Source organism: Streptomyces sp. NPDC037389 (genome assembly GCF_040636475.1).
In the GTDB taxonomy this organism is placed as follows: Bacteria; Actinomycetota; Actinomycetes; order Streptomycetales; family Streptomycetaceae; genus Streptomyces; species Streptomyces hesseae.
Window position 1 is genome coordinate 386287 of sequence record NZ_JBEZUS010000005.1, and the last position, 20001, is coordinate 406287.

At 71.4% G+C, this 20001-nt stretch carries 15 protein-coding genes; 6 read left to right on the forward strand and 9 right to left on the reverse strand.

Going from position 1 to position 20001, the window contains the following annotated elements:
* Nucleotides 1-79: 79 nt before the first annotated feature.
* The 3 genes from AB0E98_RS14010 (at nt 80) to AB0E98_RS14020 (ending at nt 4636) form a co-directional block, all read left to right on the forward strand.
* A complete protein-coding gene (locus AB0E98_RS14010) occupies nt 80-2065 on the forward strand; it encodes an APC family permease (protein WP_361701983.1) in 1986 nt (661 codons plus the stop codon).
* A 79-nt stretch (nt 2066-2144) separates the two neighbouring features.
* The gene (gene rarD / locus AB0E98_RS14015; RefSeq protein ID WP_361701985.1) at nt 2145-3149 is read left to right on the forward strand and encodes an EamA family transporter RarD; all 1005 of its coding nucleotides are present in this window, start codon (nt 2145-2147) and stop codon (nt 3147-3149) included.
* 110 nt (nt 3150-3259) lie between these two features.
* Nucleotides 3260-4636 carry a M28 family metallopeptidase gene (locus AB0E98_RS14020; RefSeq protein ID WP_361701986.1) on the forward strand — a complete coding sequence of 459 codons (1377 nt, stop codon included), beginning with the start codon at nt 3260-3262 and terminating at the stop codon, nt 4634-4636.
* A gap of 48 nt (nt 4637-4684) precedes the next feature.
* On the opposite strand, the gene AB0E98_RS14025 is transcribed toward AB0E98_RS14020, so the two are convergent.
* From AB0E98_RS14025 to AB0E98_RS14050, 6 genes are all read right to left on the reverse strand, one after another.
* Nucleotides 4685-5548, reverse strand: coding sequence for an ABC transporter permease (locus AB0E98_RS14025; protein ID WP_361701987.1), 864 nt, complete (start codon nt 5546-5548; stop codon nt 4685-4687).
* On the reverse strand, nt 5535-6467 hold the full coding sequence (locus AB0E98_RS14030; protein WP_361701989.1) for an ABC transporter ATP-binding protein: 933 nt from the start codon (nt 6465-6467) through the stop codon (nt 5535-5537). The genes AB0E98_RS14025 and AB0E98_RS14030 overlap by 14 nt, the downstream gene beginning before the upstream one ends.
* A 167-nt stretch (nt 6468-6634) precedes the next feature.
* The gene (locus AB0E98_RS14035) at nt 6635-7933 is read right to left on the reverse strand and encodes a DUF2092 domain-containing protein (RefSeq protein ID WP_361701990.1); all 1299 of its coding nucleotides are present in this window, start codon (nt 7931-7933) and stop codon (nt 6635-6637) included.
* A 155-nt stretch (nt 7934-8088) separates the two neighbouring features.
* On the reverse strand, nt 8089-9102 hold the full coding sequence (locus AB0E98_RS14040) for a polyprenyl synthetase family protein (RefSeq protein ID WP_361701991.1): 1014 nt from the start codon (nt 9100-9102) through the stop codon (nt 8089-8091).
* A gap of 201 nt (nt 9103-9303) precedes the next feature.
* Nucleotides 9304-10527 carry an NAD(P)-binding domain-containing protein gene (locus AB0E98_RS14045; protein WP_361701993.1) on the reverse strand — a complete coding sequence of 408 codons (1224 nt, stop codon included), beginning with the start codon at nt 10525-10527 and terminating at the stop codon, nt 9304-9306.
* A gap of 64 nt (nt 10528-10591) precedes the next feature.
* Complete coding sequence (locus AB0E98_RS14050; RefSeq protein ID WP_361701995.1) at nt 10592-11857, reverse strand: ATP-grasp domain-containing protein; 1266 nt, start codon at nt 11855-11857, stop codon at nt 10592-10594.
* 335 nt (nt 11858-12192) lie between these two features.
* Here AB0E98_RS14050 and AB0E98_RS14055 point away from each other — a divergent pair, with 335 nt between their 5' ends.
* The 3 genes from AB0E98_RS14055 (at nt 12193) to AB0E98_RS14065 (ending at nt 14744) form a co-directional block, all read left to right on the forward strand.
* Nucleotides 12193-13368 carry a fumarylacetoacetate hydrolase family protein gene (locus AB0E98_RS14055; protein WP_361701997.1) on the forward strand — a complete coding sequence of 392 codons (1176 nt, stop codon included), beginning with the start codon at nt 12193-12195 and terminating at the stop codon, nt 13366-13368.
* 6 nt (nt 13369-13374) lie between these two features.
* Nucleotides 13375-14142 carry a GPP34 family phosphoprotein gene (locus tag AB0E98_RS14060; RefSeq protein WP_361701999.1) on the forward strand — a complete coding sequence of 256 codons (768 nt, stop codon included), beginning with the start codon at nt 13375-13377 and terminating at the stop codon, nt 14140-14142.
* 71 nt (nt 14143-14213) lie between these two features.
* Complete coding sequence (locus tag AB0E98_RS14065; RefSeq protein WP_361702000.1) at nt 14214-14744, forward strand: hypothetical protein; 531 nt, start codon at nt 14214-14216, stop codon at nt 14742-14744.
* A gap of 73 nt (nt 14745-14817) precedes the next feature.
* Here AB0E98_RS14065 and nuoN read toward each other — a convergent pair whose 3' ends face one another.
* From nuoN to nuoL, 3 genes are read right to left on the reverse strand one after another with little or no spacing between them, the layout of a single operon-like run.
* On the reverse strand, nt 14818-16473 hold the full coding sequence (gene nuoN, locus AB0E98_RS14070; RefSeq protein WP_361702002.1) for an NADH-quinone oxidoreductase subunit NuoN: 1656 nt from the start codon (nt 16471-16473) through the stop codon (nt 14818-14820).
* A complete protein-coding gene (locus tag AB0E98_RS14075; RefSeq protein WP_361702003.1) occupies nt 16470-18101 on the reverse strand; it encodes an NADH-quinone oxidoreductase subunit M in 1632 nt (543 codons plus the stop codon). Before AB0E98_RS14075 ends, nuoN begins: the two co-directional genes overlap by 4 nt.
* Before the next feature lie 2 nt (nt 18102-18103).
* Nucleotides 18104-19999, reverse strand: coding sequence for an NADH-quinone oxidoreductase subunit L (gene nuoL, locus AB0E98_RS14080; RefSeq protein WP_361702005.1), 1896 nt, complete (start codon nt 19997-19999; stop codon nt 18104-18106).
* Nucleotides 20000-20001: the final 2 nt, after the last annotated feature.

Here is a 20001-nt window from a genome sequence, read left to right on the forward strand (position 1 = left end):
AACGCCGGACGGGCTGTTTTCGGCCCGTCCGGCGGGGCGTCTGACGCCCGGACGGCTGGGCAGCCGCTCTCATATGAAGATGGCCGAGCCCGAACCCGTCGTCGCCGAGCCCGAACCCGTCGTCCGTGACCGCCTCGTCTACCGCCTCAAGCGCGCGTTCCTCGGCCCGCCCCTGGTCACCGAGCGGCTCTCCCAGGAGAAGCTGTCCAATCCGATGGCGCTGGGCGTGCTCGCCTCCGACTGCATGTCCTCGACCGCGTACGGCAGCGAGGAGATACTGCGCATCCTCGTCCCCGTCGTCGGGGCGGCCGCGTTCACCCTCCTGATGCCGGTGACCGGCGCGATCCTGTTCGTCCTGCTGCTGGTGACCCTCTCCTACCGCGACGTCGTCTCCCTCTACACGCGGGCCGGCGGCTCGTACGTCGTCGCGCGCGAGAACTTCGGGCCGCGCGTCGCGCAGATCGCGGCCGTGGCGCTGCTCGTCGACTACATCGTCACGGTCGCCGTACAGACCTCCGCCGGCACCGACGCCCTCATCTCCCTCGCCCACCTCACCGGTAACGGCTACACCGGCCTCGACCACCTCAAGCTCCCCATCACGGCGGGAGTGGTGGTGCTGCTGATGTACGGGAATCTGCGCGGGGTGCGGGAGGCGGGACGGGCGTTCGCCGCGCCCGCGTATCTCTTCATGCTCGCCGTGGCGGCCATGCTGGTCGTGGGGCTGCTCCGGGCGCTGGACGGAGGGCTGCCGCACGCGGACGTCCACGCCCAGGGCGCCGTCCCCCTCGGCGAGCCCGGGCACGGCTGGCTGTACGGGGCGTCGCTCTTCATGGTGCTGCGCGCCTTCGCCAACGGAGGCTCCTCCCTGACCGGCCTGGAGGCCATCTCCAACGGGGTCTCCGCCTTCCGCCGCCCCCAGGGCGTCAACGCCCGGCGGACGCTCACCACGATGAGCTGCGTCCTGGGCGTCATGGTCTTCGGCGTCTCCGCGCTCGCCCACTTCACCCACGCCATCCCCTACACCGACGGCAACCCCACCGTCATCGCCCAGGAGGCCCACCTGGTCTTCGGCGACGGCTGGGCGGGCACCGCCGGGCTCGTCTACGTCCAGCTCGCCACGGCGCTCATCCTCTACACCGGCGCCAACACGCCCTTCACCGGCTTCCCCTTCCTCGCCAGCTTCGTCGCCGAGGACCGCTTCCTGCCCCGGCAGCTGATGCGGCGCGGGCACCGGCTCGCCTTCTCCAACGGGATCATCTGCCTCACCGTCGTCTCGCTGGCGCTGCTGCTGGTCACGCGCGCCAGCGTCGACAAGCTGGTCGCGCTGTACGCCATCGGCGTCTTCACCGGCTTCACGATGGCGGCTGCCGGGATGACGGCCCACCACTGGCGGCGCCGACAGTCCCACTGGAAGACGGCCGCGAACCTCGCCGCGGCGGTTGTCTCCGCGCTGGTGGTCGCGATCTTCGCGATCACCAAGTTCACGGAGGGCGCCTGGCTGGTCGTGGTGGTCTTCCCGCTCGGGGTCTGGGCGCTGATCCGCATCAACCGCCAGTACCGGGAGGAGGCCGCGGCCCTGGAGAACGTCCCCGCCTTCGTCTCGGACCGCCCCCACTGGCGCCGGCACGTGGTGCACGTCCTCGTCGACAGCCTCGACCTGGCCACGGTCAAGGCCCTGCGGTACGCCCACGAGCTGCGCCCCGACGAGGTGCGCGCCCTCCACTTCGTCATCGACGAGCCCCGGGCGCGGCGGCTGGTGGCCCGCTGGGACGAGTCGTCCGGCACGACCGTCCCACTGGAGCTCGTGGACTGCCCCGACCGGCGGCTGCGGCACGCCGTGGCCTCGCTCGCCGCCCGGACGACGGCCGACGGCACGACCGCGCTCACCCTGCTGATCCCCCGCCGCACCTACTCCTCCCCCCTGGGCCGGCTGCTGCACCGCGGCACGGCGGAGGAGATGGCCCGGGTCCTGGAGCAGCTGCCGAACGTCGCGGTGACGATCCTGCCCTTCGACGTCACCAGCGCGATGGAACGTGTCCGCGAGGGGCACTCACCACGACCGTAATGCGATACGGGCATGACAGTGCCGCGCGCCGGGGTCTACCGTCGCTAGGTCGCCGTCGCCGTACCCCAGGGAGGGACCCGTGTCACCCGAGCCATCACGTCAAGAATCCCGCGCAGGACTGCTCTACGGGGTGGCCGCCTATGGCATCTGGGGGCTGTTCCCCCTCTACTGGCCGCTGCTGGAGCCCACCGGGGCGATCGAGATCCTCGCGCACCGCATGGTGTGGTCGCTGGTCACGGTCGTGGCCGTACTGGCCCTGACCCGGCGCTGGGGCTGGATACGCCCGCTGCTGCGGCAGCCGAAACGACTGGCGACGGCGGCGGTGGGCGCGGCCGTCATCTCCGTGAACTGGTGGGTCTACATCTGGGCCGTGAACTCCGGCCATGTCGTGGAGACCTCCCTGGGGTACTTCATCAACCCCCTCGCCACCATCGCCCTGGGCGTCCTCGTGCTGCGCGAGCGGCTGCGCCGGGCGCAGTGGGCGGCGGTCGGCGTGGGCGTCGCCGCCGTGATCGTGCTGGCCGTGGGCTACGGCAAGCCGCCGTGGGTGGCGCTCACCATCGCGGCGACCTTCAGCACCTACAGCCTGGTGAAGAAGAAGGTGGGGCTGGGCGGCCTGGAGTCGATGGCCGTCGAGACGGCCGTGCAGTTCCTGCCGGCGCTCGTGGTGCTGATCGTGCTCGGCGCCCAGGGGCATTCGACCTTCGCCTCCGAGGGCGGCGGGCACACCCTCCTCCTGCTGGGCACCGGCGTGATCACCGCGATTCCGCTGGTCTCCTTCGGCGCGGCGGCGGTACGGCTGCCGCTGTCGGTGCTCGGGATGCTCCAGTACCTCGCGCCGGTCTTCCAGTTCGCCCTGGGGCTCTTCGTCTTCCACGAAGCGATGCCCGCGGAGCGCTGGGCGGGCTTCGCGCTCGTCTGGCTCGCGCTGGCCGTGCTCACCTGGGACGGACTCCGTACGGCCCGGCAGGCCCGGGTGGAGCTGAAGCAGGCCAAGGAGCGGGCGACCGCAACTGGCAACACAGAAAACACAATTGCCCCTGAGGCCTCTCAGGCCACAGAAACCACAGCTCAGCACGGTTGAGCGGACGACCGATATCCGGAAACCGGTGATCGGTGTCCGAAAAGCGCTCTTGACGCGCTTTCGGGGGGCCTTCAACATCATGGCCACGTCAAACAGAGTTGGAGCCCCCCATGCTTGCACTCAACGGACCAGCCCTGCCCCCGCCCCGAAGAGCACGTACCGCCGCCGCTCTGCTCGCCTCGGGCGCGGCCGTCACAGCGGCCCTTCTGGGCGTCTCCTCCGTCCCGGCGACCGCGGCTCCCACCACCGCGGCCGCCGGGCGGACCACCACCGCCAAGTCCGTGGCGGCACCGGACATATCCGGGGCCAACGTCAAGGCCCATCTGAACCAGCTCCAGTCGATCGCCACCGCCAACGGCGGCAACCGCGCCCACGGCCGCAGCGGCTACAAGGCGTCCCTCGACTATGTGAAGGGCAAGCTGGACGCGGCCGGTTTCACCACGACCGTCCAGCAGTTCACCTCCTCGGGCTCGACCGGCTACAACCTCATCGCCGACTGGCCGGGCGGGGACACGGGCCATGTGGTCTTCGCCGGCGCCCACCTCGACTCCGTCACCCGGGGCCCCGGCATCAACGACAACGGCTCCGGCTCGGCGGGCATCCTGGAGGTCGCCCTCACCGTCGCCAAGCAGAACTACAAGCCCGACAAGCACCTTCGTTTCGCCTGGTGGGGCGCGGAGGAGCTGGGCATGGTCGGGTCGAGGTACTACGTCGGCAAACTGCCCGCCGCCGAGCGCGCGAAGATCGACGGCTATCTGAACTTCGACATGATCGGCTCGCCCAACCCGGGCTACTTCGTCTACGACGACGACACGCGGCTCGAAGGCGTCTTCAAGGACTTCTTCGCCACCCGCAACATCCCCACCGAGATAGAGACCGAGGGCGACGGCCGCTCCGACCACGCGCCCTTCAAGGACGCGGGCATAGCCGTCGGCGGTCTCTTCAGCGGCGCGGACTACATCAAGACCGCCGAGCAGGCCCAGAAGTGGGGCGGCACGTCCGGTCTGGCGTTCGACCGCTGCTACCACGCCTCGTGCGACTCGATCTCGAACATCAACGACACGGCGCTCGACAACAACAGCGACGCGATCGCCTACGCGATCTGGAACCTGAGCGGCGGCTCCACCACCCCGCCCAGTGGCAACGTCTTCGAGAGCAAGTCGCAGGTCGCCATCCCCGACGGGGGCCCGGCCGTGGAGTCCCCGCTCACCGTCTCCGGCGTCACCGGCAACGCGCCCGCCGCGCTCAAGGTCGGCGTCGACATCAAGCACACCTACCGGGGCGACCTGGCGATCGACCTGGTCGGACCGAGTGGCAAGGCCTACCGGCTGAAGGACTCCAGCAACTCCGACTCGGCCGCGGACGTCACCGAGACCTACACCGTCAACGCGTCCGCGGAAACCGCGAACGGCACGTGGAAGCTGCGCGTGCAGGACGTGGCGGCGCAGGACGAGGGGCACATCGCGAGCTGGAAGCTCACGTTCTGACCCATCGCGGACGGGCTGACAAAGTCAGCCCGTCCGGCGTTCGAGGACTCACACGGTCACGTCCCGCGACGTGAACCGCGCCCACGCGGCGGACCCGAACACGGCCACGTACAACCCCTGCAACCCCAGGTTGCGCAGTATCTGATCCCAGTACACCGGGTCCCGCAACAGATCCGCGAACCCCAGCCAGTAGTGCGGAAAAAGATACGGCTGAACCGCACTGAGCTGCGGAAACTGATCCAGGATCTGCACCGTGATCAACAGCCCCACCGTCGTGGCCATCGCCGCGATCCCGCTGTTGGTGAGCGTCGAGACGAACAGGCCCAGCGCCGCGAGCCCGGTCAGCGACAGGGCGACCACCCCGGCGATCGCCAGCGCGCGCAGCAGCCCCTCGCCGAACGACACCGTCGTCCCGCTGATCAGCGTCACCTCGCCGACCGGGAAGAGCAGCGCGCCCACCGCCAGCGCCGAGGCTGCGACGACCAGCGTGGCGGCGAAGGCGAAGAGGACGGTCGTCGTGAACTTGGCGAGCAGCAGCCGGGTCCGCCCGGCCGGGGCGACCAGCAGATAGCGCAGCGTGCCCGAGGACGCCTCGCCGGCCACCGCGTCGCCCGCGATCACCCCGATCGCCATCGGCAGGAAGAACGGCAGGGTCGCGGCGAGCGAGGCGAAGACGAGGAAGAGGCCGTTCCCGGCGACCTGTCCGATGAACGCCGGGCCGCCACCGCCGCCACCGCGTCCGCCCGACCCGCCGCGGCCGGTCTCGATCCGCACCGCGATACCGACGAGGACCGGCACGGCCGCCAGCACGCCCAGCAGGGCGAGCGTGCGCCAGCGCCGGAAGGTCGTCGTCACCTCGCTGCGGTAGAGCGACAGCGAAGGCATCCCGCGCAGCACCTCAGCCCGCGACATCGAAACCCTCCCCGGTCAGTGCGACGAACGCGTCCTCCAGCGAGGCCCGCTCGGTGCCGAAGGACCGTACGCGCACCTCCGCCCGGACGAGCGCGGCGTTGAGGTCGGCGAGATCCACTGCCGGGCCGCCGGGCGGGAGTTCGCCGGTGACGCGGTCGTCGGTGACCGTGAGGTCGTGCACTCCGTGCTCCTTGAGGACCCGTACGGCCTCCGCCGTGTCGGAAGTGGTGACGGCCAGCCGGCCGCGGGCCGAGGCGGCCAGTTCCCGGACCGTGCCCTGGGTGAGGAGCCGGCCCTGGGCCATGACGGCGGCGTGGGTGCAGACCTGCTCGATCTCGTCGAGGAGGTGGGAGGAGAGGAAGACCGTGGTGCCCTCCGCCGCCAGCCCGCGCACCAGGGCGCGGATCTCGCGCATGCCCTGTGGGTCGAGGCCGTTGGTGGGCTCGTCCAGGACGAGGAGCTCGCGCGGCCGGAGCAGGGCGGCGGCCAGGCCGAGCCGCTGCTTCATGCCGAGGGAGTAGGCGCGGGCCTTCTTTCCCGCCGCGCTCGTCAGCCCCACCCGTTCCAGCGCGGCGCCGACGCGCGCGGCGCGGGTGCGGGGGTCGGCGGTGGGGTCGGCGGCGTCGAACCGTAGGAGGTTGTCGCGACCGGAGAGGAAGCCGTAGAGCGCGGGGCCCTCGATCAGGGCCCCCACCCTGGGCAGGACGCGCCGCCCGGCGCGCGGCATCTCCTGGCCGAGCACCCGGGCGGCACCGGAGGTGGGCTCGATGAGGCCCATGAGCATCCGGATGGTGGTGGTCTTCCCGGAGCCGTTGGGGCCGAGGAAGCCGAAGACGCTGCCGCGCGGCACGACGAGGTCGAGCCGGTCGACGGCGAGCTGGCCGCCGAAGCGCTTCGTCAGCGCGACCGTCTCGATCACGGCGCCGTCCCCCGCGGCGCCCTCGCTCGTGGCCCCAGGCCACGACCCCGGCTTGGACCGGCCCTCCACGGTGTTCTCTCCTCTCGCCGTGCGGCCCAGGGCCACGTGGCGGCCCGGAGACGCCGCGTACACGGGCGCTCCGGGCCATGGCAGGGGCAGCAGCCTGCTTACTTGGCGTTCGCGGCCTTGACCAGCGCGTCCTTGGTGACCGCGCCGACGTAGACCTTGCCGTCGTCCGTCATCAGGGCGTTGACGATCCGGGTGCTGTAGACCCGGCCGGAGCCGAAGTCGCCCGAGACCTTGGTGCCGAAGCCGTCCAGCAGGGTCTGGGCGTCCGCGCCGCCCTTGCCGCCGGTCTTCTTCTTACCGGCGTCCTTGCCGTTGAGCGTGGCCCCGGCGTCCTTGCCGGCGTCGAACTCGGCGATGGAGCTCCAGCCCTTGCCGATGACCTTCGACTTGCCGGCGTCGCCCCCGGTGGCGCCGGGCATGCCCGGCATCCCCGGGAGGCCGCCCTCGCGGTCGGCCTTGTGGTCGCGGTCGGCCGAACCCTTCGCCGCGTCGCCCTCGGTCACCTTGGCGCCCTTGGGCGGGGTGAAGTCGAACGTGCCGGCGCCCGGCTTGCCGAAGTCGACCTTGGTGAAGGCCGCGTCGACGACCGCCTTGCCGCCGCCCTTGGGCGCGAGGGTGAACTTCAGCGGCACGCCGTTCTTCGCGTCGACCGCGATCCGGATCGAGCCGACCGTCGTGTCGTCCGCCTTGGGCTTGATCAGCAGCTGGTAGGCGTCCCGGCCGGCCACCTTGGCCGTGCCGTCGACGGTGACGGCCGTGGTCCCGTCGGCGGCGGCGAGGACCTTTTTGGCCAGCTCCTGCGGCGAGGCGCCGCCCAGGTCCTTCGGCATCATGTCGCCCTTGGCGCCCTGGCCGGCCTTGCCCTGCGCCCGCTCCTGCGGCGCCTTGGAGTGGTGCACCGTGTTGCTGGAGCTGTCGTACGCCCAGACGTCGGCGCCGTTGCGCACGACGCTGTACTCGGCGGCGCGCTCGACGATCGACACCCGCTGCTTGTCGGGTCCGTCGACGGCCACCCGCAGCGTGTGCGAACCGGCGGCGAGCTCGGTGAGCTTGGACTGCGGGGACGGCGCGGAGCCGTCCTTCTTCCCCTCGCCCTTCTTCTCCCCGTCGCCGAAGGAGAGGCCCGACGGCAGCGAGGGCAGGCCCAGATCCGTGTTGATCTTGACCGATCCGGACATCTGCCGGGTGTCCGACTGGGCCATCTTGGCTATGAGGTCCTGCGCGCTGATCTTCGGCAGATCCGGGTCACCGGTGCTGGCCAGGGCCGACCCGATACCGATCGTGGCCGCCGCGACGCCCGCCACCGCGACCGGCACGGCGTAACGAACGGCCTTGCGACGGCGCCGGGCCGGTCCCCCGAAGTCCTGCGCCTCTGATGTCGGCTGGTTCTCTGCCATGTGCTCTACCCTCCGTCGTCGGCAGCGGCCTTACCCTTCGATTCCATCAGGGTGGCGGCTTCCCGTCGTCAGCCGACGGGATCAACTGCCTGTACGCCTTGGGTATGACGCACCGGCCGCGGGGCGGAGTTCCCCAGGGCCATCAGGGGCCGTCATCAGCCCGCGCGGTGCACCACGGCGTCGCACAGTTCTTCGAGCGCCGCCTTCGCGGGGCCCTCGGGCAGCGGGGCCAGGGTCGCGCGCGCCTCCTCGGCGTAGCGGACGGTGTCGCGGCGGGCCTGCTCCAGCGCCGGGTGGGCGCGCAGCCGGCGGAGCACCTCGGCGTGGAGGGCGTCGTCGCCGAGGTCGCCCTCGAGCATCCGGCACAGCTCCAGGTCCTCGGGGTCGCCGGTGGCGGCGGCCCGGGCCCGCAGGTGGAGCACGGGCAGGGTGGGGATGCCCTCGCGCAGGTCGGTGCCCGGGGTCTTGCCGGACTCGTGGGAGTCGCTGGCGATGTCCAGGACGTCGTCGGCGAGCTGGAAGGCGATGCCCAGGCGCTCGCCGTAGTGGGTGAGGATCTCGACGACGTGCTCGTCGGCGCCGGACATCATGGCGCCGTAGCGGCCGGCGACGGCGACCAGGGAGCCGGTCTTGCCCGCGAGGACGTCGAGGTAGTGCTCGATGGGGTCGCGGCCGTTCTGGGGACCGGCCGTCTCCAGGATCTGGCCGGTGACCAGGCGCTCGAAGGCCTCGGCCTGGATGCGCACGGCCTCGGGGCCGAGGTCGCCGAGGATCCGCGAGGCGCGGGAGAAGAGGAAGTCGCCGGTGAGGACGGCCACGGAGTTGCCCCAGTTGACATTGGCGCTGGGGACACCGCGGCGGACGTCGGCCTCGTCCATGACGTCGTCGTGGTAGAGGGTGGCCAGGTGGGTGAGCTCGACGACGACGGCCGAGGGCACCACACCGGGGGCGTAGGGGTCGCCGAACTGCGCGGCGAGCGTCACCAGCAGGGGGCGGAACCGCTTGCCTCCGGCCTTGACCAGGTGCTGGGCGGCCTCGGTGATGAAGGGGACGCCGCTCTTGGTGGCCTCGATGAGGCCCTCCTCGACAGCGGCCAACCCGGCCTGGACATCGGCTTCAAGAGCCTGGTCCCGCACGCTCAGCCCAAAGAAAGGCCCGACGACGGTCACGAGGGTTACTCCTGTCTGCCTGCGAACACGGGGATTGTCGATGTGTCGCTGTCTTCACCAAAAGTCAGCGTATCCGGTCGGCTGTCGATCACCGTGGGCACCCTCAGTTCCGCACGGCAGGACTGTGGCCCCGGCGCTGCCGTGCGGCAGCGTCGGGGCCACAGTCCTTTTTCCGGCCGTACCCCCCTAAATCACAGCCCCTCACTCCTGCCCCGCGACCGCCCTGGCCAGCCGCGGGGAGGCGTACTCGGTGCCGCAGACAAAGCGCATGACGGGCCCGTAGCTGGCGGCGGAGGGCAGCCCGGTGAAGTACAGACCGGGTACGGAGGAGTGATATCCGGCCATCAGCCGGGGGCCTCCGGCGCTCACCAGGAGGCGGGTGCGCAGCCCGGCGCCGAGGAAGTCCATGGCCGCCACATCCATCCGGTAGCCGGTGGCGGCGATGACGTGGTCGGCGCGGAGCTCGCTCTCGGTGCCGTCCCGGTCGGGGCCGTCGCCCGACGCTGTCAGCGTAAGAACTGGACGACCTGATTCCACTCGGGCGCGGACGATCCGCTTCCCCTCGGTGACCTCCACCCGGCCCACGAAACGCTCGCGCAGCCACCACGCGCCCAGCGGCCCCAGCACCCGGCGCACCAGATACTGCCGGGTGGGCGCGGGCAGCCGGCGGAAGCCGTCCGCGTAGTACGAGAAGGCGTACAGCGACCAGGCCCGTCCGAAGGGCGTGTCGGGCTTGAGCAGCGACTGCCCGTCGGGGGCCGCGCCGAAGCGCACCGCGCCCCGGCGCCGCGCCAGCACCCGTACCGACGCCGCGCCCGCCTCGGCCAGCAGCACGGCGGTCTCCAGCGCCGACTGCCCGGCGCCCACGACCACGACGTCCTTCCCCGCGAGGAGGGAGAGGTCACGGTGCTGGGAGCTGTGCGAGACCGGCCCGCTCGCCGAGGGCCCGCCCGGGACGGCAGCCGCGAGCTCGGGCGGCAGCTGGGCCAGCCCGCTCAGCCCCGTGGCGACGACCACGGCCCGCGCCGTGAACTGCTCCCCCGAGTCCAGCTTCAGCTCGAAGCCCCCGCCGGGGCCGCGCCGGTCGACCGACACCACCCGCTCCCGCTCCAGCTGGGGCACCAGCCGCTGCTGGAACCACATCCCGTAGCCGGCGAAGGTCTCCACCGGAATGGCGTCCCAGTCGGACTCGAAGCGGCGCTCGCCGACGTCCTGGCAGTAGTCGAAGAGAGTGTGCCCGGGCTGGGGGGCGTCGATGCTGGAGGCCGCGGGAGTGGATTTCAGCAGCATCCCGGCGGGCATGTGCTCCCGCCAGCTCACCATCGGCGAGCCGAAGACGCGTGTCGGCACGGCACGCGCTTTCAGATGGGCTGCGGTCGAGAGGCCGTACGGACCGGCCCCGATGACGGCTACGGGAAGTGTCACGGATCCCCTCCCAGGGCACGCGGGGTGTTCGGTGTGGCGAATACGGGCGTTATCGGTACGGGCGTTATCGGTGGTGCGGGGCGGCCGAGGCGGCGCGGCGCCGGGTGCGCCACAGCTGCCACAGATGCCGGGCGCCCGGCCGTACGAGCCGGGCGAGCATGGTGAAGAAGGGCTTCATGTCGTCGCGGGCGGCCCACGCCAGCTCGGTGCCACTGGCCCGGGCGGGGGCGTGGGGGGTGGTGTAGCCGCTGCGCCGGTAGGCGGCGAAGGCGGGCAGGTCGATGTTCTCGACGATGAAACGGCGGCCGGTGAGCTGCTCGGCCTCCGGGACGGCACGGCCGGTGAGGTCCAGGTGCTGGGCCCGGACCACGTCGATACCGGCCTCGTTCTCGAAGAGACGGAACTGGGCGCCCATGCGGGGGTTGAAGTCCAGCAGCTTGTACCGGCCGTCACGCCGGTCGAAGCGCCAGTCCAGGTCGATGATCCCGCAGAAGCCGATCTGTTTGATGAACTGCGCGGCCATGGCGGCCAGTTCCGGATTGTCGACGACATAGGCGTTGGCGGTCATCCCCGCGTGCGGCGGCCAGGAGCGCACCTTCACGCCCGTGAACATCGCCAGCGGGGTCGACTCGGCGTCGAAGTAGGCGTGGACGATCCAGTCCTCGGCGTCCTCGCGCGGCAGGTACTCCTGGAGGATCACCCCCGGGGATGCCCCCCAGCCGCGCGCCAGCTCCAGCAGCTCCCGGGGCCCGCCGATACGGGTCGTGCCGGGCACCGCGGGACGCAGACGCCGCTCGAACGCCTCGCGGTTCTTGGCGACGACCGGGAACGTGGCGACCGAGGCGTACTTCTCGATCTCCTCGAACGACGCGGGGAACAGCGTCGCCGGGGCGGGCACCCCGTGCTCCACGCACAGCTCGTGCAGCCCCTGCTTGCTGGCCAGCCGGCGCGGCAGCCCGGGCTCCACGGGCGGGAAGAGGAAACGGCCCGCGAGCGACTCGGCGTGCTCGGCGATCAGGACCGCCGCCTCCTCGTCGGTGGGGATCAGCACGGCCGGGCGCCCGATCCGCCGCCCGATCCCCAGCAGGCCCGCCACCAGCTCCTCCGCCCGCTCCGTACCGGTCGTCGGCCAGACGAAGCCGGAGCTCAGATAGCGGGAGACGGCGGCGGGGGTCCATCTGTCCTCGGTGACGGCGTACATCGGAACGCCCAGCCTGCCGAGGCTGCGGATGGCGCCGACTCCGCCATGGTGCAGGGGATAGTCGCCGATCTTCACAATCAGCCCGGGTACGGACCGGTCCGCCGCCACGGGCGCGATCCTGCTCGCCACCAGCACCCCCCTCGGCCACCCAGCCTCAGCGGCCCCCCACTGTGTGTGACCCGACTTAGGACGCTACTTCGGAATCGACGTCTCCAGCAAGGAGTTACCGGACATTGCCCTCCCTTTAGCCAGCGGTCGGACATCTGTCGGACACCTCTTGCCCGAACGGACGCAGCCCGGCCGCCCCTCCCGGGGGACAACCCCCGGACCCCCGGCCGGAACCGCGGGCCCCGGCGGGGTTCGCCGAACCTGTATCGCCCAGGGAAACGTAAGTACTGTGTCGATCAGGTCACCGGGCCGACCGACCAGGCCCCTGAGCTCACCGGAAGGCGAGGCAGCGTCCCATGCCCCAGAACCGCCCCGAGCTGCCCGAAGGCGACCCCTTCGGCGCGGACACCCTCCCGTACGGCGTCTTCACCACCGCGGACGCTCCCGACCGCCCCCGGATCGGCGTGCGCTACGGCGCGTACGTCCTGGACGCCGCCGCGGCCGCCGCCGCCCACGGCTCCGCCTACGCCGGGCTGCTGGACAAGCCCACGCTCAACCCCCTGCTGGCCGCCGGCCGCCCCACCTGGCAGGCCGTGCGCGCGGAGCTCCGCGGCTGGCTGGACGGGCCGCACTTCCACCCGCTGGAGGAGGTCACGCTGCGGCTGCCCTTCGAGGTCGCCGACTACGTCGACTTCTACGCCAGCGAGCACCACGCCTCCAACGTGGGCCGCATCTTCCGCCCCGACGCCCCCGAGCCCCTCACCCCCAACTGGAAGCACCTGCCCATCGGTTACCACGGCCGCGCCGGCACGATCGTGGTCTCCGGCACCGACGTCGTACGCCCCCAGGGCCAGCGCAAGGCACCCGCGGACGCCGCGCCCTCCTTCGGGCCCTCGCTGCGCCTCGACATCGAGGCCGAGGTCGGCTTCGTCGTCGGCACCCCCGCCCCCGACAACACCCCCGTACCGCTCGACGCCTTCCGCGAGCACGTGTTCGGCGTCTGCCTCGTCAACGACTGGTCGGCCCGCGACCTCCAGGCCTGGGAGTACGTGCCGCTGGGCCCCTTCCTCGGCAAGTCGTTCGCCACGTCCGTCTCCGCGTGGATCACCCCGCTGGACGCCTTCGACACGGCCCGCACGCCCGCGCCGGAGCGCACCCACCCGCTGCTCCCCTACCTGGACGACGCGACGGCCGAGCCCGGCGGCATCGACCTGCGCATCGAGGTGAGCGTCAACGGCGAGACCATCTCCCGACCGCCCTTCTCCGCCATGTACTGGACGGCCGCCCAGCAGCTGGCCCATATGACCGTCAACGGCGCCTCGCTGCGCACCGGCGACTTCTACGCCTCCGGCACGGTCAGCGGCCCCGAGCCGGACCAGCTGGGCTGCCTGCTGGAGCTCACCCAGGGCAAGGGCCCCTGGCTGGCGGACGGCGACGTGGTGACCATCACCGCGTGGGCGCCCGGCGCGAACGGCGCGCGCGTCGGCCTGGGCGAGGTCACGGGGCGGATCGCACCGGCTCGTGGGCATTGATGGATCGTGAGCGCTGACGAGGCCGCCGGCCTGACCCTGCCGGAGGAGCTGATACTCCTCTCCCACGACCCGTCCGACGGCAAGCGGCTGTGCCCCACGCGGCATCTGGCGTACGGCCTGGCCGGGGCGGTCCTGGCCGAGCTGGAGCTGCGCGGGCTCGTGGCGGAGGAGCGCGGCGGGCCCATACGGATCGCCGGCATCCCTCCGGCGGACCAGCGGCTCGCCCTGCCGCTGGCGAGCCTGTCCGAGCCCGGCAAGCCCGGGGCGAAGGGCCGCTCGCGCCTCTTCCGGCCGGGCACCTCGACGTACAGGTGGGTCCGCACGGCCGCCCGGCACGTGGAGGAGCCCTGGATCGTCGGCCTGGTGGAGCGCAGGGCCCTGACCGCGAAGGCGCCCGACCGGTTCGCCCTCGTCCGGCAACTGCGCTACCCCGTGGGGACCAACGATCTGACCACCGAGACCCGGCAGCGCTTCGAGGCGGCCCGCACTGCCGGCTTCCCCGGCCGACGGGACCGGATGCTCGCCGGGCTGGTGTCCGCGACGGGTGTCGGCAAGGTCCTCTACCCGGGCTGGGGTTGCCGGAACGACCGCAAAGAGCTACGGCGCCACATGCGTGACGAGTGGACCGCCCACGCCGTGCACCGCAACGTGCAGGACTCCTCCGGCGGAAGCGGCAGTGACGGCGGCGGCGCCGATGGCGGCTCCGGCGGTCACGGTGGCCACGGCTGCGGGGGCCATGGCGGCTGCGGCGGTGGCGGCTGCGGAGGCGGTTGAGCTGGTGGCGTGCTGCTAGCTTGTCGTGCCCGGCCTCACCGGGCCGGGACATGACAAAGGAAAGGGCGCACGTGCGCAAGGCAGTACAGATCACGGGGGCGGCCGCGGTGGCCGCTGTGCTGATGACCGGCTGCGGCAGCAGCAGCGACAAGGGCGGTGACAAGGGCAAGGAGACCGGGGCCACGGCCCCGGCCACCGCCGACAGCGGGAAGCCGACGCCGGGCGGCGACGCGACCGCCACCCCGTCGCAGCGCGTCTCGGCCGCCGAGCTCAAGGGCGGCTGGTCGAAGGGCAAGCTGTCCGACCAGAGCCTGCTGATCCTGTCGTTCGCCGGCAACAAGGTGATGCTCAGCGGGAAGACGGCGTGCTCCGGCAATGTCGTCGACAACGCCCAGCCCGTCACGCTGGAGATCACCCACTGCCAGGACGGCAGCACCGACTACAGCAAGGGCACCGTCAAGAGCTTCGACGGCAAGTCGCTGACGATCGCCTGGGCCTCCGGCAAGGAGGACACCCTCACCAAGGCCGTGGGCGCCGACGGCAAGCCCGCGGGCCTGCCCGCCGGGCTGCCGGCCGGCATCCCCGCCAAGCCCGCCGGCTGACGCGCGTACGACGGCGCCCGGCACCCCCGCGAGGGGTGCCGGGCGCCGTCGTGTCGTGCGCCTGCTCGTGGGACTACCGGACGAAGACGCCCGCCTGCCCGGCCAGTTCCAGGAAGTACTGCGGGGCCAGACCGAGGACGAGGGTGACCACGACGCCGATGGCGATGGCCGAGGACGTCAGCGGGCTGGGCACCGCGACGGTGGGGCCCTCGGCCTTGGGCTCGCTGAAGAACATCAGCACGATCACCCGGATGTAGAAGAACGCCGCGATCGCCGAGGACAGCACACCGACGATGACCAGCGGCGCCGCCCCGCCCTGCGCGGCCGCCTTGAACACGGCGAACTTCCCCGCGAAGCCGCTGGTGAGCGGGATGCCCGCGAAGGCCAGCAGGAAGACCGCGAAGACCGCCGCGACCAGCGGCGAACGCCGCCCGAGCCCCGCCCACTTCGACAGGTGAGTGGCCTCGCCGCCCGCGTCCCGCACCAGCGTCACCACCGCGAACGCGCCCAGCGTGACGAAGGAGTAGGCGGCCAGATAGAAGAGGACCGAGGAGACGCCCTCGGGCGTGGCCGCGATGACACCGGCGAGGATGAAGCCCGCGTGGGCGATGGAGGAGTAGGCCAGCAGCCGCTTCACATCGGTCTGGGTGACGGCCACGATCGCGCCGACGAGCATCGTGACGATCGCGACGCCCCACATCACGGGCCGCCAGTCCCAGCGCATGCCCGGCAGGACCACATAGAGCAGCCTCAGCAGCGCCCCGAAGGCCGCGACCTTGGTCGCCGCCGCCATGAAGCCGGTGACCGGCGTGGGGGCGCCCTGGTAGACGTCGGGCGTCCACATGTGGAAGGGCACCGCGCCGACCTTGAACAACAGCCCCATCAGCACCATCGCCACGCCGACCAGCAGCAGCGCGTCATTGGCCGTGCTCCCCGCGAGCGCCGGGTCCATGACCCGCGTGGTGCCGCTGACGACGTCGGCGATGCCCGCGTAGGTGACGGTTCCCGCGTAGCCGTAGAGCAGCGCGATCCCGAAGAGCAGGAACGCGGAGGAGAAGGCGCCCAGCAGGAAGTACTTGACGGCCGACTCCTGCGACAACAGCCGCTGACGGCGGGCCAGGCCGCACAGGATGTACAGCGGGAGGGAGAACACCTCCAGGGCGACGAACAGCGTCAGCAGGTCGTCGGCGGCGGGGAAGACGAGCATGCCGCCGACGGCGAAGAGGACCAGCGGGAAGACCTCGGTGGTGACCAGGCCCGCCGCCACCGCCTCCCGCTCGGCATCCCCGCCCGGCACGGCCGCGGCCTGCGCGGCGAAGGAGTCGACGGGCCGGCCGTCGGCCGCGGGGTCGAGCCGGCGCTCGGCGAAGGTGAACACCGCCACCAGGGAGACGAGGAGAATGGTGCCCTGGAGGAACAGCGCGGGCCCGTCGACGGCGACGGCGCCCATGGCCGCCACATGGGACTTGTCCGACGCGTAACCGCCCGCCGCCAGGGCGACGACGGCGGCGAAGGCCGCGGCCAGGCCGACGGCCGTCAGCGCGAGCTGGGCGGGGTGGCGGACCCGGCGCGGCAGGAAGGCCTCGGCGAGGACGCCCAGGATCGCGGCGCCGAGCACGATCAGCGTGGGGGAGAGCTGGGCGTACTCGATGTGCGGGCCGGGGATCTTCTTCGGCGCCTCGGCCGCCGCCAGTGTCCACAGGCTGTGGATAATTTCCGCGTGGCTCACTTGGCGGCCTCCACATCGTTCACGTGGGTGTCGGGCTGGGGATCGCTCTTGTGGACCTGCGACATGGTGTGCGCGACCGCCGGATCCAGCAACTGCGTCACGGGCTTGGGGTAGACGCCCAGGAACAGCAGCAGCGCGATCAGCGGCGCGACCACGGCCAGCTCCCGCGCCCGCAGGTCGGGCATCTCCCGTACGGACTCGGACACCGGCCCGGTCATCGTCCGCTGGTAGAGCACGAGGACGTACAGCGCGGCGAGCACGATGCCGACGGTGGCGATGACACCGACGGCCGGATAGCGGCTGAAGGTGCCGACCAGGACCAGGAATTCGGAGACGAAGGGCGCGAGCCCCGGCAGCGACAGGGTGGCCAGACCGCCGACCAGGAAGGTGCCGGCGAGCACCGGGGCCACCTTCTGCACCCCGCCGTAGTCGCCGATGAGCCGGGAGCCGCGCCGGGAGATCAGGAAGCCCGCGACCAGCATCAACGCGGCGGTGGAGATGCCGTGGTTGACCATGTAGAGCGTCGCGCCGCTCTGGCCCTGGGTGGTCATCGCGAAGATGCCCAGGACGATGAAGCCGAAGTGCGAGATCGAGGCGTAGGCGATCAGGCGCTTGATGTCCCGCTGCCCGACGGCCAGCAGTGCCCCGTAGAGGATGCTGATCAGCGACAGCACCAGGATCACCGGTGTCGCCCACTTCGACGCCTCGGGGAAGAGCTGGAGGCAGAAGCGGAGCATCGCGAACGTGCCGACCTTGTCGACCACCGCGGTGATCAGTACGGCGACGGGCGCGGTGGCCTCGCCCATGGCGTTGGGCAGCCAGGTGTGGAGCGGCCACAGCGGCGCCTTGACGGCGAAGGCGAAGAAGAAGCCGAGGAACAGGGCCCGTTCGGTGACGGTGGCGAAGTCCAGCTTCCCGGCGGCCCGGGCCTGGACGATCTCCGTCAGGGAGAAGGTGCCGTGGCCCAGCTGGTCGGCGGTGACCGCGTAGAGCCCGATGACCGCGGCGAGCATGATCAGCCCGCCGACGAGGTTGTAGAGCAGGAACTTCACCGCCGCGTACGAGCGCTGGGTGGCGCTCTCGGCCTCGCCGCGCTCCCCCGCCCGGTCGCCGAAGCCGCCGATGAGGAAGTACATCGGGATGAGCATGGCTTCGAAGAAGATGTAGAAGACGAAGACGTCGGTGGCCTCGAAGGCGATCACCACCATCGCCTCGACCATGAGGATCAGCGCGAAGAAGCCCTGGACCGGCCGCCAGTGCGACGACTTGCCCGCGGCGGAGCCGCTATCGGATGCGGCCAAGGGATCGGCGTCGTGCCAGCCGGCGAGCACGATGAAGGGGATCAGCAGCGCGGTCAGCCCGATCAGCACGACCGAGATGCCGTCGACGCCCAGCTCGTAGCGGACCCCGAAATCGGCGATCCAGGCGTGCGACTCGGTGAGCTGGAACGGGCCCTTGACGCCCGGGTCGAAGCGCACGAGCTGCACGGCCGCCAGTACCAGGGTGACCAGCGAGACGGCCATCGCGAGCCACTTGGCGGCCGCGCGCCGCTCGGCCGGGACCGCGGCCGTGGCGACCGCGCCCAGCGCGGGCACCGCCGCCGTGGCCGTCAGCAGGGGAAATGACATGACTAGACCGCCCTCATCAGCAGGGTCGCGGCGATGAGCACCGCCGCACCGCCGAACATCGAGACCGCGTACGACCGCGCGAAGCCGTTCTGGAGCCTGCGCATCCGGCCCGACAGCCCGCCGACGGCGGCGGCCGTGCCGTTGACGACTCCGTCCACCAGCGTGTGGTCGACGTAGACCAGGCTCCGGGTCAGGTGCTCGCCGCCCCGGACCAGCACGATGTGGTTGATGTCGTCCTGGAGCAGATCGCGGCGGGCGATCCGCACCGGCAGGCTCGCGTCCGGCGCGGTGACCGGCACCGGCCGGCGCCCGTACTGCGACCAGGCGACCGCCACACCGATGAAGAGGACCACCAGGGTGGCCGTGGTGACCTGCACGGCGGTGACGGGCGAGTGGCCCTCCTCATGGCCGGTGACGGGCTCCAGCCACTTCAGGAAGGCGTCGTTGATACTGAACAGGCCGCCCGCGAGGACCGAGCCGACGGCGAGCACGATCATCGGGATCGTCATCACCTTGGGCGACTCGTGCGGACGCGGCAACTCGCCGCCGGCGTCGGGCTGCCAGCGCTTCTCGCCGAAGAAGGTCAGCAGCATCACGCGCGTCATGTAGTACGCCGTGATCGCCGCGCCCAGCAGGGCCGCGCCGCCCAGGATCCAGCCCTCGGTGCCGCCCTTGGCGAAGGCCGCCTCAATGATCTTGTCCTTGGAGAAGAAGCCGGACAGCCCGGGGAAGCCGATGATGGCGAGATAGCCGAGGCCGAAGGTGATGAAGGTGATGGGCATATAGCGGCGCAGTCCGCCGTAACGCCGCATGTCGACCTCGTCGTTCATGCCGTGCATCACCGAGCCCGCCCCGAGGAAGAGGCCGGCCTTGAAGAAGCCGTGGGTGACCAGGTGCATGATCGCGAAGGGGTAGCCGATGGGGCCCAGCCCGGCGGCCAGGATCATGTAGCCGATCTGGGACATCGTCGAGCCCGCGAGGGCCTTCTTGATGTCGTCCTTGGCGCAACCGACGATCGAACCGAAGAGCAGCGTCACCGCGCCGACCGTCACGACGGCCGTCTGGGCGTCCGGCGCCCCGTCGAAGACCGGCCCGGAGCGGGTGATCAGATACACCCCGGCGGTGACCATCGTCGCCGCGTGGATGAGCGCGGAGACCGGTGTGGGGCCCTCCATCGCGTCCCCGAGCCAGGACTGCAGCGGCACCTGGGCCGACTTGCCGCAGGCGGCCAGCAGCAGCACCAGCCCGATGGCCGTCAGCTTGCCCTCGCCCGCCTTGTCCGCGTTCTCCAGCACCGGCCCGAAGGCGAAGGTCCCGAAGGTGGTGAACATCAGCATCACGGCGATGGACAGGCCCATGTCGCCGACGCGGTTGACGAGGAACGCCTTCTTCGCCGCCGTGGCCGCGCTGGGCTTGTGCTGCCAGAAGCCGATCAGCAGGTACGACGCGAGGCCGACGCCCTCCCAGCCGACGTACAGCAGAAGGTAGTTGTCGGCGAGGACGAGCAGCAGCATCGCGGCGAGGAAGAGGTTGAGATAGCCGAAGAAGCGCCGCCGCCGCTCGTCGTGGGCCATGTAGCCGACCGAGTAGAGGTGGATCAGCGAGCCCACGCCCGTGATCAGCAGGACGAAGGTCATCGACAGCTGATCGAGCTGGAAGCCCACGTCGGCACGGAAGCCGCCGACGGGCACCCAGCTGAACACGGTCGCGGCCAGCTCGCGGTCCTCGCCGCTCCGGCCCAGCATGTCGGCGAAGAGCACCACGCCGATGACGAACGACAGTGCGGCGGCGAGCGTGCCGATCCAGTGGCCCGCGCGGTCGAGCCGCCGCCCGCCGCACAGCAGCACGCCCGCGCCCAGCAGGGGCACCAGGACGAGCGTTCCGATGAGGTTCTCCACCG

Coding starts and splice junctions, on each gene's coding strand:
- AB0E98_RS14010 (WP_361701983.1), top strand. CDS start 80: ATGGCCGAGCCCGAACCCGTCGTCGCCGAGCCCGAACCCGTCGTCCGT.
- AB0E98_RS14020 (WP_361701986.1), top strand. CDS start 3,260: ATGCTTGCACTCAACGGACCAGCCCTGCCCCCGCCCCGAAGAGCACGT.
- AB0E98_RS14025 (WP_361701987.1), bottom strand. CDS start 5,548: ATGTCGCGGGCTGAGGTGCTGCGCGGGATGCCTTCGCTGTCGCTCTAC.
- AB0E98_RS14035 (WP_361701990.1), bottom strand. CDS start 7,933: ATGGCAGAGAACCAGCCGACATCAGAGGCGCAGGACTTCGGGGGACCG.
- AB0E98_RS14055 (WP_361701997.1), top strand. CDS start 12,193: ATGCCCCAGAACCGCCCCGAGCTGCCCGAAGGCGACCCCTTCGGCGCG.
- AB0E98_RS14075 (WP_361702003.1), bottom strand. CDS start 18,101: ATGTCATTTCCCCTGCTGACGGCCACGGCGGCGGTGCCCGCGCTGGGC.